The organism is Paenalcaligenes sp. DL 463, from assembly GCF_057475185.1.
This window is the reverse complement of record NZ_JBYBKX010000001.1, coordinates 711558-727341: the sequence shown is the minus strand read 5'-3', so window position 1 is coordinate 727341 and position 15784 is coordinate 711558. Positions and strand designations below refer to the sequence as shown.

Here is a 15784-nt window from a genome sequence, read left to right as displayed (position 1 = left end):
TATCTCCGATACGCTTCGATTCAAAATACAGAAAGACCTAATAGCGGCTTACGATGGAACGAATTAAGAGCTCACTCAGTTTAGCCATCGAAGGCCGTTATTTAGATCAGTGTTTTCCCCACAAAAGGGTTATTGCTAATACGCATTGAAAATCAACCACTTAGAGACGCAACCAAACAATGCCATCACACTAACACCAATCATGGAAACGTAATAAAAAACTTTCGTACTTAAAAAACGAAAAAGCCACGCAATAATATATTGCGTGGCTTTCTATTAACCATCAAAAAATAATGGCGGTGTTATCCGGAAATGATTTAGATCATTTCATGACCACCTTTTTTGGCAGCTCGAAAATCGCGTATTAATGCCACGATTAACACCGCTAAAATACCGGCCGAGATAACAGGCCAAACCAATATATAAAACACTAACCAATTCATAGTTGTTCCTTTGTGTTGTTGCCTAGTCGCTTAGGCTTTAGGCTCACTCTGTGCCTGCAACATCACTTCTTGCTCGTAATGGAATGCAGTAACGCGCTTAGCAATAAGGCTGAAATCAAAACGCTCTGTGCTACGCAACGTTAACAATGTGCAAACCACAGCACTTGTGCCATAAGCGGTTAACGAACCGAGTAATACGGTGTAATCGCGTAAGAAACCAACAAAGTAGTACGACAACACGATCGCCACGGCGGTACCCACAAGTAATGCAAAGTTTCGACCAAAAAACGCAAACATCATCAAGCCGGCAACCACGCCACCACCAATACCAGACATCAATTCGAAGAAGTTAGCAATCAAACCAACCATCGGTATTAGTTCAAAACGAACAATGGTAAACAACGTAACGGCTGCAACCACTGCGCTGGTAAATGCCGTATTAGATACTCGGTCCCAGTAGCAGCTTACAATCACAGGGAACACGATGGCACCCCATAGTGCCCCTACAAAAACGAGCATCACAAGAATATCTAAGCGCAAGCTGGCAAAAATAACCCCTATCATTGTGGCCACGATCATCGTGCAGCGCCCCCACCACAACATACGCTTAGGATTAGGTCTACCCTTTGCAATATTCTTACCATACACGTCAGTCATCACAATAGCGGACAACGCACATAAGTCTGCGTCAGCTGTAGAAGATAACGAACCCACGACTAATATAAAGAATAAGGCAATACCCAAGGGGGGTAAATAGGCCGAAGCCATTTGGGGAATGATATTATTCATATCACCACCGGCTGGCTGTATACCAGCAAATAGTGCTAATAAACCCAGCATCCCTAAACCAATCACGACGGCGCCATAACCGATAGTCGCCGTTAAGAACGTAGATTTAATTAAATCTTCGCGTACGGCAAACAAACGCTGAGCGATGGTTTGATTACCAATCGCATACGCAAGTACCGCTACAAAATAAGGAGCACCTTGGTGAAGAATCGCGGTAGTCGAGAAGAAGTTCGCCTGCTCATCTGAAAGGCGCCACATATTATCAGCAATTAAATCTGGCCCGCCTGCATTAAAGAAAATGAGCGGAATAATGACCACAGCCGATAAAATCATAGCGACTAACTGTGCAAAGTCAGTCAGTACAGAAGCTCTAAAACCCGACCATAACGTATAAGAAAGAACGCCGAGGCCGGCAATGAGAACCCCTTGAATAAACGTTAAGGGGCTCAATACCGATACCAATGCCCCCGCCGCGGTAAAGTTAACCATCAAACTAATGCAGCTACCCACAATGTTGGATACCGCCATAATCATTTGACTTGAACTGCCGTGACGAGCGTGCATGACTTCGGCAAGCGTATGGGCTTCAGGTGCCAGAGCTCTAAAACGACGCCCGAAAGGATAGATGAACAAAATCATCAATGCCCCCCAGAACCCGTAATGTATGGGTCCCGACAAACCATAGGTATAACCAGAGGTTGCGCTAGCGTAAAAGGAGGCCGCCCAAATCCAGGTGGCAATCATACTGGCCGCTGATAAACCAAAACCCACGGCACTGTTAGACACCATGTACCCGTCTACGTTTTCATTTTTTCTGCTGATCAAAAGTGACAACAGAAACGTCGCCACGTAAAACCCTAATAACAACAGGATCGCGGACGACGTAGAAAGCTGAAAAAACGCTGTTTCTTGCATGCTTTGTTAATTCCTTGTTTACTCTATAGGCTGGCATTATTCATTGTTAAGCCTATTGAATCTGGCCGTTTCCACAAAAAGTGATGGGCGGCAGTAACCCCATTGCATGCCGCAACACCCATAACCGCGAAATTAACATATGCGAAGACCAGCCCAATAAAGAGCAATGCCAGAGACATGAACAATGATGCCTGTAGCACTGAAGCGGTTAGCGTAAGTTGGCCGCAACAGGCCTAAATGCTGACTACCTAACAGGTAGCTAAGTTGTTCCCAACCTTTTCAGGACGGGCATGGGTGTGTCGACTACTTAAAGTCGGGCTACTGATCAGTAGCCGAAAGGCACTGCAAGCTGTATATATCGTTAATAAACGACCTACAACCACAGAGAAATGCACAGGTTTAAACAAAAGCCTTGCTCAAACCTGAACGCTATTGTAGCGAAATTAAGGAACAATAGCTACAGCCCTTGTTTTTATTGAATTAATCAATAATAAAAACAGCGTTAAAACACGTTAGCTCGTCATAAAACGGAACAACTTCATTTTAAATAACGTTATTAAATAAAAAGCATAGCCAAAGTTGTATCTTTTAAAACACATCACACTGTCGTTCGAGAAACGCCAAGCCCTTAAACACGCGTAAAAACAGGATCTACTTTAGAAACCAAATGTCATATAAAATTACATTCAATTTCTAACAGAAACGCTGTCGTCTACCTTGTCGCGTTGTACTGTCTAGCCATCTATTTTATTTGTATTGTTATAGGTTGAGCATGCGCACCACCCCGCCTTCCCTTTTTTCCGAAAACCAAGAGCACTCACTTTACACAAGCATAGCGGTGTTTTTGCTAGGCTCGATAGCACTTATCGTAACTTCCGGATATTCGGTCGGCGCAGCACTACTTCTTATCGGTGGTCTTTACACCGTCATCACTGCACGCCCCCTATGCCTCAGCAAGCAAGATTGGCTTGTTATTGGCACCTTGGTTTTTTTTGGTGCTGTCGGCATCGCAGACGCCTTCTTTCGGGGCGTCAGCAGCAGTGCTTACGATAAACCCATTCGTTTTATTCTTGCCTGTTTTGCTTTACCGCTTATTCTTCGCTATCCAGCGCGCCTAAGCTGGCTCTGGACGGGTTTAGCGCTGGGGTCTTTGTTTGCGGGCACCTGGGCCGGATACCAAAAGCTCTTCTTATCCGTTGCTAGGGCTGAAGGTCATACTCATGTGATTCAGTTCGGTAACATTTCCATGCTGATGGGCTTCTTATGTTTAGCGGGCATCGGCTGGGCATGCGCTCAAAAGAATCGTAAAAGATGGGTCTTATTATTGGCCATCGGCGCCCTATCCGGCATTGCGGGCTCTGTATTTTCGGGTAGTCGCGGTGGTTGGGTAGGCCTACCCCTCGTGATTTTGGTTTTGTACAGAAGCTATCACGACTTTCTTTCATTACGCACGAAAATCATTGCCGCCCTTTGCATCGGCGTAGCCTTAGCAGGCGTGTTCAACTTACCGCAAACCGGAGTACAACAACGCGTCAAAGCGGCATTTAGTGATGTAGAGCATTACTTCAACGGCAACAGCAACACTTCCGTCGGTGCCCGATTTGAAATGTGGAAAGGTGCCGCCAGACTCTATGCCGAGAAACCGATCGTCGGTTGGGGACACCACCAATATCAAGACAGTATGGTAAAACTGGTCGAGCAAGGCAAAGCTCATCCTGTCACGGGCTCGTTCACCCACCCCCATAATGAAGTGCTCAACTCCGCTGCAAAGTACGGCACAATTGGCCTACTGGCCTTGTTGGCGTTGTACCTAGTACCCATTCGGCTTTTTGCTTCTAGCTTAACGGCTCGCTCTTTATCCAAGCGCTCGTTAGCCACTGCAGGCACATTATTAGCGGTGTCATACATTGACTTTGGGTTATCGCAAGCGTTTTTCACCCATAATAGTGGTTCGATGGTTTACGCATTCTGGTTGATTGTCCTTTGGGGTTGCTATCGTAACCAACCCTAATTAGACAAACGTCCTCTTCTTTCACCCTCAACTTACACGGAAGCACTTACCAACACTCTTTGATCACTGAAAGGTACCGTCATGCCTTTGCCCAACACACAAGGGAACAACGCTTCTGGTCTCTTAGCGTCAGCATTATCCAACGTACTGCTGCTGGTTGGCTTCGCGATTATCCAAGCCATATTGGGTTGGGCATGGTGGAAACTGGTTAATCAAGGTTACGGTTATTTTTCGGGCTTAACCTTGGCGCTACCATCGGGGCTAATCATCGCAAGCATGATAGGTTTTCGTCCTGCTTTATGGATGTCCGCCCTGCTTGCACAAATTCTACTGTCCTCCGTTACAGGTTTAAGCTTAGCGTTAGTCGCCGGGCTTAGCGGTGGCCTTGTACTAGAAGTCGCGGCAAGCTATTGGATACTGCAATACTTACGCTTTAACCCAAAACTGTTGCGGCTTCATGACCTAGCCGCCTTACTGTTCACCTTGCTTGTGATCATCCAGCCCCTATCCGCCACTTATCAGACCCTGATGATGCTGGCGATAGACACCCAAAGCCTCGTTCATTTGCCGGTGATTTGGCTAAGCCTATGGACCACGGGAAGCGTAGAGAAACTTCTACTTATCCCATTGATTCTGTCCCTAGTGCATTACCCTATCCAGCCTGCCGAATATGGGGGCGAATATTTACTGTGCACCAGTTTATTACTGATCAGTGCATTCTTTGCCTTTGCTTACCCCCTGCAAGGCGTGCATCCCGCACTATTTATATTTTTTCCATTATTAAGCTTTATTGCGCTTAGGCACAGCCTAGCGCTCAGCTGCCTTAGCTTACTATTACTGTGCTTTAGTGCATTAACCGCCGTCTGGCTATTTAACCGGTCGCCCTCGTCGCCGCAGCAAAGCATCCTGTACAGCTGTCTGGTTTTAAGCCTGAGTGTTTCAACCCTCATTGTCGGCACACAACAACGTAGCATTCGCACCAAGAACCAAATTCGTCGTGCTAAAGAGCGCTATGACGACTTGGTTCGCCGGATCCCTGCAGGGGTATTCACCTTGCGCCATACCGCAAAAGGCGTCCTGAGTTATGAGTACGTTAGCCCCCGGCTTTGTGAAATTTATGATCTGGACGCATCACACGTATATCAAGACGCCAATTGCCTTAGCGATAAATGGCACCCCGATGACCGAGCAGAAATTACACGGATAGCAGCGGTAGCTCGTGCCTGGCTACAACCGATGCATGTGGACACGCGGCTAACCATCAATAATGAAGAGCGATGGATACGCATTGACGCCAACCCGATACGTCTACCCAATGGCGATACGCTTTACGATGGCATACAAACTGACATCACACAACTCAAACAAACCGAGCTGGAATTAAGCATGGCAGCAAGTGTGTTCCAGCACAGTTACGACAGCATTTTTATTCTCGACACGCGCCATACCATTATTGATGCTAACCCAGCGGCCATGCGATTAAGCGGATATCAACGTCCGCAGTTACTGGGACGTCCCATTGCACAGTTGGTGCCAGAAGACATCGCTACCACTTTACAGCGACAGGCGCTGTGGCAAAAAATCCAAACGGAAGGAGTGTGGCAGGGCGAAGTTAATATGCTGGCTCAGAATCAAACCCTTTATCCCTTGCAGCTTTCCATTATCGCCATACAAAACAGTAAGGCCGTCACACTACGCTACATTGTGGTGGGCACCGATGTGAGTGATTTTAAAAATCGAGAAGCCCATTTAGAAAAACTGGCCCACTTTGACCCCCTGACCCAGCTTCCTAACCGACACCTCTTTGCCGACCGCCTACGTCAAGCCATGTCGAATGCTGATCGCAAATTAAACACCTTAGCCGTCTGCTACATTGATCTGGACGGCTTTAAAGCCGTTAACGACCTTTACGGCCACGATGTCGGCGATCAGGTATTGCAAAGCGTTGCCGCTCGGTTAATAAACGAGCTTCGAAAAACAGACACCATCGCCAGATTGGGCGGCGATGAGCTCGTTCTACTATTAAATGAATTAAGCGAGCCTGACGAATGTAAGCCCATGCTTGAGCGTTTATTGCACTGCATCGCCATGCCCATGGTTAGCCACGATGGGCACGTAATCAACATCTCTGCCAGCATTGGTGTCAGTTTTTATCCCATTCACGCTGACTCACCTGAGCTACTGCTGCAGCTTTCTGACAGGGCTATGTATTGTGCCAAGCAATCGGGTAAGAACGCCTATCGCTTTTACCCCACTCCTGAACAAGACCCCGCCCCCGCAAAAACGTAGATGGTGGTTTAACTTCCTGATAAGCAAACTGCCGCCAACACGGCCAAAGGTCCATGCTTACGAATCGTTTCGACATGCTGCTTATCATTCACATACAAAACCCCACCAAATGACAACGCATTAATCGCCACTTTTTCAAAATGCTGCACACTTCGTGGCACCATCAGCAACCAATTTTTATCCATCAAAATATTAACGGCAGGCATTAAGCCTTTTTCATCAAGTTGCTGTTTCAGCTTTGCACACGCCAGTTGGTAGGCCACAAATAGGCTACGTGCATACTCATCTGCATCATCGCTAGGCGATAATCTGACGGCAAGGTGTGGCATCGTAAAATGAGGGATGCGATGAAAGCTATGTTCGTCGGACTCTAGTGTTAGACAATGATTCACATAAAGTAATGACGCATTGCCTTCCGCCTGAGGTATCCATTGCAGATGCTTATGACTTTGGCTTGCCCCAGCCAACGGACCGCCATTGTAAAAGCCCAGTCCACCCTCTTCACTAATAATGACAGCGAGCGCAAAAAAGTCTTGATACTCTAGGGGCTCAAGTTGCTGAGCGGCCTCGGTACGCGCCAGCACCAAATGGTTTTCACAAACGGGGTATTTATTTAGCACCAAATGATGATAATCGCCTATTTTACCGACTAATAACTCGGAGGATGGCGGTAAGAAAGGGTTCGTCGCAGCAAGTGCCGGCGTACCTGAAAACAACGCTTTATACTCAGGTTGCTCGGATGCCAACCACCGAACAACAAAAGGTAGGTCGCCTTGCATGATGACAACTTGTTCTGTGTGGATGAGTTGAATCTCATTCTGTGCTAGCGCTTCTTCGCGTTTAGCACTAACAGTACGTAGCCAAGCTGATGCCATGTTTAGTCTCCATCGTTGCTTTGGTTATTGATGAGCCTATTGTAGTGCTTACTTTTTACGCCGCTATGGAATAGACTGCATGTCGAACATAAGCAAAAACCATATCGAACCTCTTAAAGCACCCAAGGAATTGCATATGCCTAGTCTCTTTTCACGCTACCCCCATGGGACGGCCAGTGCCAACGACCAAATAGGTGGTATAAAAAACGGACTAAGGCGTGGCATTGTGTTGGGCTCTTTTACGCTACTAATGCTTGGTTTAAGTGTAACGGCCCAATCTGAAGAAGCCACACCCAATGCCCCCACCACACCCGTAGAAACCGTTTCCAGTATTAGTGACCCTTTAGACGCTTTCCCTGCGGCCGAGTCGGGTTTCACACGTCACGTTATTCGTCTTCCTATTGGCAACTTCGAAAACGATTTGCGCATCGAGTTGTTACCAGGGAAAGTCATTGATGTCGATTGCAACAGCACTCATTTTAGCGGTCAACTTGAAGAAAAAACCCTAGATGGCTGGGGGTATAACTATTACTTACTTCCAGAAATCAACGGCCCAGTTTCTACGTTAATGGCTTGCCCCGACGACAGTAAACGCAAACAGTTTGTACCCGTCATTAGTTTAGGCTCTTTACTGCATTACAACAGTCGCATGCCGGTCGTAGTGTACTTACCTGATGGCGTAGAACTACGTTGGCGCACGTGGGTCGCCACGCCTGTAATCAACGCTCAACCCTCATAACACCCGTTATCTTATCGACTCTCCGCCCCGATAACTCATCGTGGCGGAGCGTTTTTTTATTGTTTCTCTCATCGTGTTTAACACCCCTCATTCACAATGATCATCGCCATTTCTACCTTGTTTGTCTTCCAGCTACTGGGAGAAATCACGGTTCAAGCTCTTAATGTACCGTTACCTGGGCCTCTTGCCGGCATGTTGCTCTTATTCGTCGCCTTATTGTTGCGCGGTGGGGTACCAGAAAACCTTGAACGTACCGCTAACGGTTTGCTTCAACATTTAATGCTATTGTTCATCCCTGCCGTCGCAGGTGTGATGCTGTATTTTGATCGTGTTGCCGACGAATGGGAGGCGTTTGTGATCACCAGTGTGGTGGCAACGGCTATTACGTTAATTGCTACGGCGCTCGCTCTAAAATGGCTATTACGCCATGCTGACTCTGAGGAACAAGAATGAGCGAGAACTTCTTCAGAATTTGGGTGTTTTTGTCAGAATCACCCCTGCTTTGGCTAAGTGTCACGTTGTGCGTGTACGCCCTTGCCCTACACGTTTACCGTGCGGCGGGCTCTAACCCGTTTCTACTGCCTGTGTTAACAGCGGTATCCGTCATCGTCCTGATTTTATTAGCGACCGATACGCCCTACGAAACCTACTTCGAAGGGGCACAGTTTATTCACTTCTTAGTGGGGCCTGCGACGGTAGCGTTGGCCATTCCCTTATACAGCCAAACTCGTAAGCTTAAAGAGCACTGGAAGCCCATACTTGCTGCGTTGCTGATTGGTACCGTCGTTGCCATGTTCTCGACGGCGTTGATCGCCTGGGCGCTTGGGGGTTCTAGCGAGATGATTATTTCGCTTATACCCAAAACCGCGACCATGCCTATCGCTATGGCGTTGGTGGATCACTTTGGCGGACAGCCGTCACTTTCTGCTGTTTCCGTAGCGATCACAGGTATCGTAGGAACCATTATGGCAGGGCCAATTTTACGTCTGCTAGGCGTGAACCACCCGATTGCTCGTGGTTTTTCCATGGGCCTATCCGCACACGCCATTGGCACCGCTCGATCGCTACATATTCATGAAACGGCCGGGGCCTTCGCCGCACTGGGAATGGGCTTAACCGGCGTTACCACCGCTATTCTCATGCCTATCACCATGGCCACATTACGGGCCATGAACATACTGTGATCCCCCTGAGCTTAGGCTAAAACTAGTGCCAATCGTCGCGGTACACAAAGCGCGGCATCTGCCAATTAAAGCGTAAGGCTAAAAGCCTAAACGTTAAGCCCAGCCCCATGGGCACCAACATCGACACCATGGGGCTGAGCTGATAACTCTCTGCAATTAAATATAAGCCACCGGTCGCCAGCGATACACTGGCATACATTTCTTTGCGCAGAAGTAGTGGGATGTCATTACATAAAATATCGCGTAATACCCCACCTGCGCAGCCGGTAATCATTCCGCTTAATAAGACGATGGTAAGCGGCAACTCCATTTCTAACGCGATCTGACAACCGATCACCGTAAACACCACCAACCCTAACGCGTCCAACGTTAGAAATAAGGCATGCAGTTTGCGCATCATGGGTGCCGCGATGGCGGTGATAATGGCGGCGCCTACGGTCATCCAAAGGTATTCAGGATGCTTCACCCAAGTCAGGGGATAATGGCCCAACAGCACATCGCGCACTGAACCCCCACCTAGGGCAGTGACGCAAGCAATAATACAGACCCCGACCCAGTCCATATCTCGACGACCTGCGGCTAACGCCGCCGTCATTGCTTCAGCTGTAATGGCAATGAGATACAAAACCAATAGCAACATAGAAGAAGCCTTATTATTGTTGATCTAAAGCAATAACATCACGGCGTCGCCACCAAAGCAAGACTATACCTGGTATCGCTATCAATACCGTCAGAATAAAAAATGTCGGCCATCCGTAGGCATTCACCAGCAATGGCGTCAATGGGCCTGCCAAATAGGTGCGACCTACCGCTGACAATGCCGAGAGTAAGGCGAATTGCGTTGCCGAGAACTGCTGTTTACACAGCGCCATCAATAAGGCAACGAATGCAGCCGTGCCCAATCCACCGCATAAATTCTCTACGGCTACCACACTGGTCATTAACCAAATATTAGAAGCGCTAATCGCTAAGAGCCAATAACCAAAATTAGAAATGGCCTGCATAATGCCAAAAAGCATTAAGGATCGGTATAAGCCCAGCTTCGTCATTAACGAGCCGCCCACCAGCGCTCCGACAATGGTGGCGGCCAATCCGAAGATTTTATTGACCGAACCCACCTCACTTACGCTGAAGCCTGCCCCACGAATTAGAAACGTAGTAGACAGCGCCCCCGCAAAAGCATCGCCTAACTTATACAGTACGATCAATAATAAGATGGTGATGGCCTCGGGCCGTAGGAAGAACTCGCGCAGCGGCTCAACCACCGCTTCTTTCAGGCTACGCGGCGCCGCACTGACGACCTCAGGTTCTGGGGCTAATAGCGTGGCAAACGCGCAGACCCCCATAAAAGCCCCCATCAGCATGTAGGTATTGTTCCAACCTAACCACTGATCGGCGATCACCAACGACAAGCCTCCGGATACGATCATGGCTAGCCGATAGCCCAACACCTTGAGGGCCGCCCCCGCAGCGCGTTCGTCACTACGCAACACGTCCGTGCTGTAGGCATCAAACGCAATATCTTGTGTGGCCGACATGAAGGCGACCAACACGGCCAAGCCAGCAATTAAGCCTAAGTTGCCACCCGGAGAGAACAACCCCATTCCTGCAATCATCATCGCCAGCAACACCTGCGAGACAAACATCCACCCACGCCGCCTCCCTAAAAAGGGGAAGGCATAACGGTCAAGAAAGGGAGCCCATAAAAACTTAAGGGTATAAGCAGAACCCACTAAGGTTAAAAAACCAATTTGCTCTAAGCTAACTTGTTCTACGGTTGCCCAAGCTTGAAGCGTGCCACTGGTCAACGCTAAGGGAAGCCCACTGGCAAAGCCCAATACCAACAAAGGAAACACTCGTGGGCTTGCATAAACAAATGACACGATGGAATGGGCCGCTTAAAAATTAAGAAAAATGAGACGACTCGAAGCGGTAGAGCGCTAGAGTGCTACGTAAACTGGGGAGTATCTTGACCTCGGTTGAACCGGCGAAACCGGCTCGATCCGTAATGCGTAAGCCTAAAGAGCGCGCTAAATCTTCAAAATCTTTAAACGTGCATAAGTGGATATTGGGTGTGTCGTACCATTGATAAGGCATTTCCCGTGACACCGGCATACGGCCCGCCAAAATAGACAGACCATGAGACCAATGTCCAAAGTTAGGAAATGACACAATACCAAAACGCGCTACACGCGCCATTTCACGCAGAATATGCTCGGTATTCAACATAGACTGCAAGGTTTTTGACAACACAACCGTCTCAAACTGCTGATCACTGAACAAGGCAAGCCCTTCTTCCAAGTCTTGCTGTATGACTTGCACCCCTCGCTTGACGCTCTCTACCACAGCCGCTGAATTCAACTCAACGCCTACGCCAGACACCTTTTTCGTCTCACGCAGATACGATAGCAACTTTCCATCGGCGCAGCCTAAATCGAGCACTCGTGACTCGGGGCTAATCCAGTGTGCAATACGCTCTAAGTCGGGACGATTACGCAGTGTCACTTGTGCTTCAAAAGCCTTATTCATCATGCTAGCACCCCGCTCTCTTGGCCTCGGGCACCCAGCCCCTTGGACATGGCAATTTGATCGTAATAACCTTGCACGACGGCATGATAACGCTCGTCATCAAGCAAGAAAGCGTCATGGCCATGTGGGGCATCAACCTCGGCATACGTTACCGCCCCCCCATTCTTTAAGATGGCTTTGACCATTTCACGGGATTGGGCCGGCGAAAAACGCCAATCGGTGGAGAAAGAAACCACTAAAAATTTAGCCGTAACATGCTCAAGCGCTTTAGCCAGATCACCATCGTGACCGCGGGACGGATCAAAATAATCGAGCGTGCGGGTAATCAATAAATAGGTGTTTGCGTCAAAATACGTGGAAAATTTCTCGCCTTGATAGCGCAGATACGACTCAACCTCGAACTCTACGTCATAACCGTAGCGATAGTCGGCCCCGTTCTCAGGGGCACGTTGTGCCCGTCCAAACTTCTCAGCCATCACCGTATCAGAAAGGTAAGTAATATGCCCAACCATACGCGCCACACCCAGACCACTACGAGGCACCGTATTGAAGGCGTAGTAATCACCGTTATGGAACTCGGGGTCGCTAATGATGGCTCTACGCGCCACCTCGTTAAAGGCGATATTTTGCGCACTGAGTTTAGGCGTACTGGCAATGACGACACAGTTCTCAACACGATCAGGCAGCGTAATCGCCCAACTTAAGGCCTGCATCCCCCCAAGCGAACCGCCCATCACTGCCGCAAACTTGGCTATACCAAAATAATCTGCCAGCCTAGCTTGGGCATTCACCCAGTCTTCAACAGTCAGCATGGGGAAATCGGCGCCCCACGGCTTTCCTGTTTCACGGTTAATGCTTGCTGGCCCTGTAGAACCAAAACAGGAACCAAGATTGTTCACGCCAATCACAAAGAAGCGATCAGTATCCACCGGCTTACCGGGGCCGACCATGTTGTCCCACCAACCAATATCTTTGGGATTGTTAGCGTTGATGCCCGCAACGTGGTGCGAAGCATTTAGCGCATGGCACACCAGAATGGCGTTGGTACGCTCGGGGTTTAAGCTTCCGTAGGTCTCAACACACAGTTCGTAATGAGGTAAAACTTGCCCGCTGGACAGATGCAAAGGTTCGTCGAAAGCGATAAGTTCTGGCGTAACCAGCCCAACCGAATCTTCGGGAATTGTGGTGTTAACTGAAGAAGCAGCCGAATTAACGGCGTCTAGAGAATTAGTACCCATAGGGACCTCTTTAGCTGGATTTATGGGGCGCCCGCAAGCGGATCAGGCAAATCGGCGCAAATCGAATAAGCTAGTTTAGCATTTGAATCTGCCTTGCACACCCCACCTTCCTTGTCAGCTCAAAGCGAACGCTACATCACCCATGGCTTTCTATTGCTTCGTATTGTGAAGCCTCCATTTAACGTAATTTCGCGGTGCTACCAATGCCTAAATCGTGATGACCCATATCAGTCTATATATTACTAAATATGTCTACATGTGTCTTAAACCACCGAAATCGCGGCTATAGTTTCACTTCATTAAAAACGAGGCATTTATATGATAAAACTAACTCGACGCGAATTTGATTGCATTTACTGGGTGGGAGCGGGCAAGTCCACTAAGCAGATTGCGAGCATTTTGAACATTTCCACCCATACCGTTAACTATTACCTTGCGAGTGTTTCACGCAAATACAAGGTGACTAATCGTCAGGCGGCCTTTTTTTTCGCCTATAAGGCACATCTAGAGTATCCCACCAAACATTGACGAAAACGTGACTTATTTCGGGTAACTTAAAAACTCGTTAGCGGCCCCTTCAGGAAATTCAGTCCCTGAGGGGGCACTGACACTTAGCTGCAACAGCCCCGTTCCATAAGTCACGACCCTTAAATCGGTGCGCACAAACTGACGAGCACCTTGAGTTTGTACGGTAAATTGCTCACCTTCTGTCGGTAGCGACGACGCTGACTCTCCCGCCCGCGCCAATATTCCATCTACCGTTTTTTCATACAACGCTTGCATCGTCTGTCCTGAAAGCGCAGGAATCCACGTTGCCATAAACAACGCATCATCAACCTTCGCTGTCGCCACATGGTATTCAAGCGAGTCTTCAGCTCCCCCCACCGGGACACGCTCTTGTTGTGGTGAGGCTGGAAAAATCTGCTCTATGGCACCATCAGCCATGCTTACGGTACGCCAGTTATAGTCAGGCGAGCAGCCTGTTAATACAAGCGCCAAGCCAATCACAATTCCCAATCTACGCATGTCTCGTCCTCAGGTTTTCGTTCTTGCATACAACAACTAAGTGGACTCTCGTTCTATATTCATTAGCTTTAAGATTATCAGAGCACTAAACTAGACGAATCTCAAGATCTCGCCACATTAAAAAGAAAGTGAAACCTCGATAATGATATCCAGCCATAACCGCATTAGTGCACTACGCGATAATGTGGCCCTACTTGGTTCCCTACAACGTGGAATCGAAAAAGAAGGCCTACGTGTCGACGCCCAAGGGCACCTCGTGAAAACTGCCCACCCTATCTCTCTCGGCTCGGCCTTAACTAACAGTCATATCACAACGGATTATGCTGAAGCGCTACTTGAGCTGATTACCGACCCCCATAGCAGTGTTGACGACCTGATGGCCGAATTGTGCGACCTGCACTGTTTTACCTCGCGTGCGATGAATGGCGAAATTATTTGGAACCAATCCATGCCAGCCCATTTACCGGACGAGGCAGACATCGAAATTGGTTGGTACGGCACATCGAACACGGGAATGCTAAAGCACATTTATCGACGTGGCCTCGCAGAACGTTATGGTAAGCGCATGCAATGTATTGCAGGTGTTCATTATAATTTTTCACTGCCTGATGATATTTGGCCTTTGCTGGCCATCGGTGGACGCGATATTCAAGAACAACGGTCCGAAGGGTACTTAGCACTGATCCGTAACTTCACCCGATACTCTTGGCTGTTGATGTATTTATTTGGTGCCTCACCAGCGGTTTCAGGCGGCTTTTTAAACGGCCATACGTTAACGCTAGAAAAAATCGCTGAAGATACCTATGCCATGCCATGGGCTACCAGTTTACGCATGAGTGACCTAGGCTATCAAAACAAAGAAGCGCAGGCCGAGCTGCAACTTTGCTACAACGACCTCGACACCCTACTGATGCGCATGCGTCACGCGGCCACCACGCCTTGGCCCGATTACGAGAAAATTGGGACGCATCGCAATGGTGAATGGATACAACTCAACAACAATATCCTGCAAATCGAGAACGAGTACTACTCTAATATTCGTCCTAAACGAACCACCATCGAAGGCGAACGCCCTGCTTCAGCACTTGAAAACCGAGGAGTCGAGTACGTAGAAGTGCGTTGCATGGATATCGACCCCTATGCACCCGTAGGCATTAGCGCCGAGACCTGTAGGTTTCTCGATACCTTTCTGTTGTTTTGCGCCGTAGAGCACAGTGCTTTCTTTCCTGATAACGGCTTTTGCCAAGACAGTAAACATAACTTCGCTAAGGTCGTTACCGAAGGCCGCAAACCGGGCTTACTGTTGCGCAACCCAAATAAAGACGAGGTTAGCTTGCACGATTGGGCCATGGATAGCCTTGGCTGTATGCAAACCTATGCCGAACTCTTTGATCAGCACTATGGTCACTCGCTGCACTCTGACGCATTGGCAGCACAAGTTGCCAAGGTTAAAGACCCTGAGCTTACCCCTTCGGCACGCTTATTAAACGATCTACAGTCATCGGGTTTAAGCTTCAATGAATTTAGCTTACGCCAAAGCCAAGAAAATACGCTAAAACTCAAGACCTTTCCTTTTAACCCAGACCAATTCGAACGCTATAGTCGTGCAGCATCTGAATCTATCGCCGCGCAAGCCGCGCTTGAGGCGAACGATCACACTAGCTTCGAAGCGTTTCTGAAGCATTTTGAGTCAATTTTATAGTAGTTTAAGTCGTACCTTGCCGTACAAATACGCCAGCCCACGTA

15 protein-coding genes are annotated in these 15784 nt (G+C 48.4%); 7 read left to right on the top strand and 8 right to left on the bottom strand.

Annotated elements, in window-relative coordinates; translation table 11 throughout:
- Positions 1–317: 317 nt before the first annotated feature.
- On the bottom strand, positions 318–443 hold the full coding sequence (locus AC2UZI_RS03370) for a putative transporter small subunit (protein ID WP_486942413.1): 126 nt from the start codon (positions 441–443) through the stop codon (positions 318–320).
- Positions 444–473: 30 nt separating this feature from the next.
- Entirely contained in the window at positions 474–2147 is a 1674-nt protein-coding gene (locus tag AC2UZI_RS03365) for a sodium:solute symporter family protein (protein WP_486942412.1), read from the bottom strand.
- Positions 2148–2919: 772 nt separating this feature from the next.
- On the opposite strand from AC2UZI_RS03365, the gene AC2UZI_RS03360 reads away from it, so the two are divergent.
- Positions 2920–4158 (top strand): O-antigen ligase family protein, encoded by a 1239-nt coding sequence (locus AC2UZI_RS03360; protein WP_486942411.1) that lies wholly within the window; start codon positions 2920–2922, stop codon positions 4156–4158.
- A gap of 81 nt (positions 4159–4239) precedes the next feature.
- Entirely contained in the window at positions 4240–6447 is a 2208-nt protein-coding gene (locus AC2UZI_RS03355) for a diguanylate cyclase domain-containing protein (protein ID WP_486942410.1), read from the top strand.
- A gap of 8 nt (positions 6448–6455) precedes the next feature.
- Here AC2UZI_RS03355 and AC2UZI_RS03350 read toward each other — a convergent pair whose 3' ends face one another.
- The gene (locus AC2UZI_RS03350; protein ID WP_486942409.1) at positions 6456–7322 is read right to left on the bottom strand and encodes a DUF4922 domain-containing protein; all 867 of its coding nucleotides are present in this window, start codon (positions 7320–7322) and stop codon (positions 6456–6458) included.
- 136 nt (positions 7323–7458) lie between these two features.
- On the opposite strand from AC2UZI_RS03350, the gene eco reads away from it, so the two are divergent.
- The 3 genes from eco (at position 7459) to AC2UZI_RS03335 (ending at position 9245) form a co-directional block, all read left to right on the top strand.
- Entirely contained in the window at positions 7459–8061 is a 603-nt protein-coding gene (gene eco, locus AC2UZI_RS03345; RefSeq protein WP_486942408.1) for a serine protease inhibitor ecotin, read from the top strand.
- 96 nt (positions 8062–8157) lie between these two features.
- A complete protein-coding gene (locus AC2UZI_RS03340) occupies positions 8158–8514 on the top strand; it encodes a CidA/LrgA family protein (protein WP_486942407.1) in 357 nt (118 codons plus the stop codon).
- On the top strand, positions 8511–9245 hold the full coding sequence (locus AC2UZI_RS03335; RefSeq protein ID WP_486942406.1) for an LrgB family protein: 735 nt from the start codon (positions 8511–8513) through the stop codon (positions 9243–9245). The genes AC2UZI_RS03340 and AC2UZI_RS03335 overlap by 4 nt, the downstream gene beginning before the upstream one ends.
- A 22-nt stretch (positions 9246–9267) precedes the next feature.
- Here the strand turns inward: AC2UZI_RS03335 and AC2UZI_RS03330 are convergent, their stop codons facing one another.
- Genes AC2UZI_RS03330 through metX form a run of 4 tightly spaced genes read right to left on the bottom strand, consistent with a single transcriptional unit; the run spans position 9268 to position 13012 of the window.
- Entirely contained in the window at positions 9268–9885 is a 618-nt protein-coding gene (locus AC2UZI_RS03330; protein ID WP_486942405.1) for a trimeric intracellular cation channel family protein, read from the bottom strand.
- Between the two features lie 13 nt (positions 9886–9898).
- Positions 9899–11128 (bottom strand): muropeptide transporter, encoded by a 1230-nt coding sequence (locus AC2UZI_RS03325; RefSeq protein WP_486942404.1) that lies wholly within the window; start codon positions 11126–11128, stop codon positions 9899–9901.
- 22 nt (positions 11129–11150) lie between these two features.
- Positions 11151–11774, bottom strand: a complete 624-nt coding sequence (metW, locus tag AC2UZI_RS03320; protein ID WP_486943702.1) for a methionine biosynthesis protein MetW — start codon at positions 11772–11774, stop codon at positions 11151–11153.
- Positions 11774–13012, bottom strand: a complete 1239-nt coding sequence (gene metX / locus AC2UZI_RS03315) for a homoserine O-succinyltransferase MetX (RefSeq protein ID WP_486942403.1) — start codon at positions 13010–13012, stop codon at positions 11774–11776. Before metX ends, metW begins: the two co-directional genes overlap by 1 nt.
- A gap of 318 nt (positions 13013–13330) precedes the next feature.
- Between metX and AC2UZI_RS03310 the strand changes: the two genes are divergently transcribed.
- On the top strand, positions 13331–13540 hold the full coding sequence (locus AC2UZI_RS03310; protein WP_486942402.1) for a helix-turn-helix transcriptional regulator: 210 nt from the start codon (positions 13331–13333) through the stop codon (positions 13538–13540).
- 12 nt (positions 13541–13552) lie between these two features.
- Here the strand turns inward: AC2UZI_RS03310 and AC2UZI_RS03305 are convergent, their stop codons facing one another.
- The gene (locus tag AC2UZI_RS03305; RefSeq protein WP_486942401.1) at positions 13553–14038 is read right to left on the bottom strand and encodes a hypothetical protein; all 486 of its coding nucleotides are present in this window, start codon (positions 14036–14038) and stop codon (positions 13553–13555) included.
- Between the two features lie 142 nt (positions 14039–14180).
- Here AC2UZI_RS03305 and gshA point away from each other — a divergent pair, with 142 nt between their 5' ends.
- Positions 14181–15740, top strand: coding sequence for a glutamate--cysteine ligase (gene gshA, locus AC2UZI_RS03300; RefSeq protein ID WP_486942400.1), 1560 nt, complete (start codon positions 14181–14183; stop codon positions 15738–15740).
- The last annotated feature ends 44 nt before the right edge of the window (positions 15741–15784 follow it).

Excerpts from the sequence above, each read along its gene's own strand:
- AC2UZI_RS03305 (WP_486942401.1), bottom strand. The coding sequence starts at position 14,038 with ATGCGTAGATTGGGAATTGTGATTGGCTTGGCGCTTGTATTAACAGGC.
- AC2UZI_RS03330 (WP_486942405.1), bottom strand. The coding sequence starts at position 9,885 with ATGTTGCTATTGGTTTTGTATCTCATTGCCATTACAGCTGAAGCAATG.
- AC2UZI_RS03370 (WP_486942413.1), bottom strand. The coding sequence starts at position 443 with ATGAATTGGTTAGTGTTTTATATATTGGTTTGGCCTGTTATCTCGGCC.
- metW (WP_486943702.1), bottom strand. The coding sequence starts at position 11,774 with ATGAATAAGGCTTTTGAAGCACAAGTGACACTGCGTAATCGTCCCGAC.
- AC2UZI_RS03355 (WP_486942410.1), top strand. The coding sequence starts at position 4,240 with ATGCCTTTGCCCAACACACAAGGGAACAACGCTTCTGGTCTCTTAGCG.
- AC2UZI_RS03360 (WP_486942411.1), top strand. The coding sequence starts at position 2,920 with ATGCGCACCACCCCGCCTTCCCTTTTTTCCGAAAACCAAGAGCACTCA.
- gshA (WP_486942400.1), top strand. The coding sequence starts at position 14,181 with ATGATATCCAGCCATAACCGCATTAGTGCACTACGCGATAATGTGGCC.
- metX (WP_486942403.1), bottom strand. The coding sequence starts at position 13,012 with ATGGGTACTAATTCTCTAGACGCCGTTAATTCGGCTGCTTCTTCAGTT.
- AC2UZI_RS03365 (WP_486942412.1), bottom strand. The coding sequence starts at position 2,147 with ATGCAAGAAACAGCGTTTTTTCAGCTTTCTACGTCGTCCGCGATCCTG.
- AC2UZI_RS03350 (WP_486942409.1), bottom strand. The coding sequence starts at position 7,322 with ATGGCATCAGCTTGGCTACGTACTGTTAGTGCTAAACGCGAAGAAGCG.
- eco (WP_486942408.1), top strand. The coding sequence starts at position 7,459 with ATGCCTAGTCTCTTTTCACGCTACCCCCATGGGACGGCCAGTGCCAAC.
- AC2UZI_RS03340 (WP_486942407.1), top strand. The coding sequence starts at position 8,158 with ATGATCATCGCCATTTCTACCTTGTTTGTCTTCCAGCTACTGGGAGAA.
- AC2UZI_RS03310 (WP_486942402.1), top strand. The coding sequence starts at position 13,331 with ATGATAAAACTAACTCGACGCGAATTTGATTGCATTTACTGGGTGGGA.
- AC2UZI_RS03335 (WP_486942406.1), top strand. The coding sequence starts at position 8,511 with ATGAGCGAGAACTTCTTCAGAATTTGGGTGTTTTTGTCAGAATCACCC.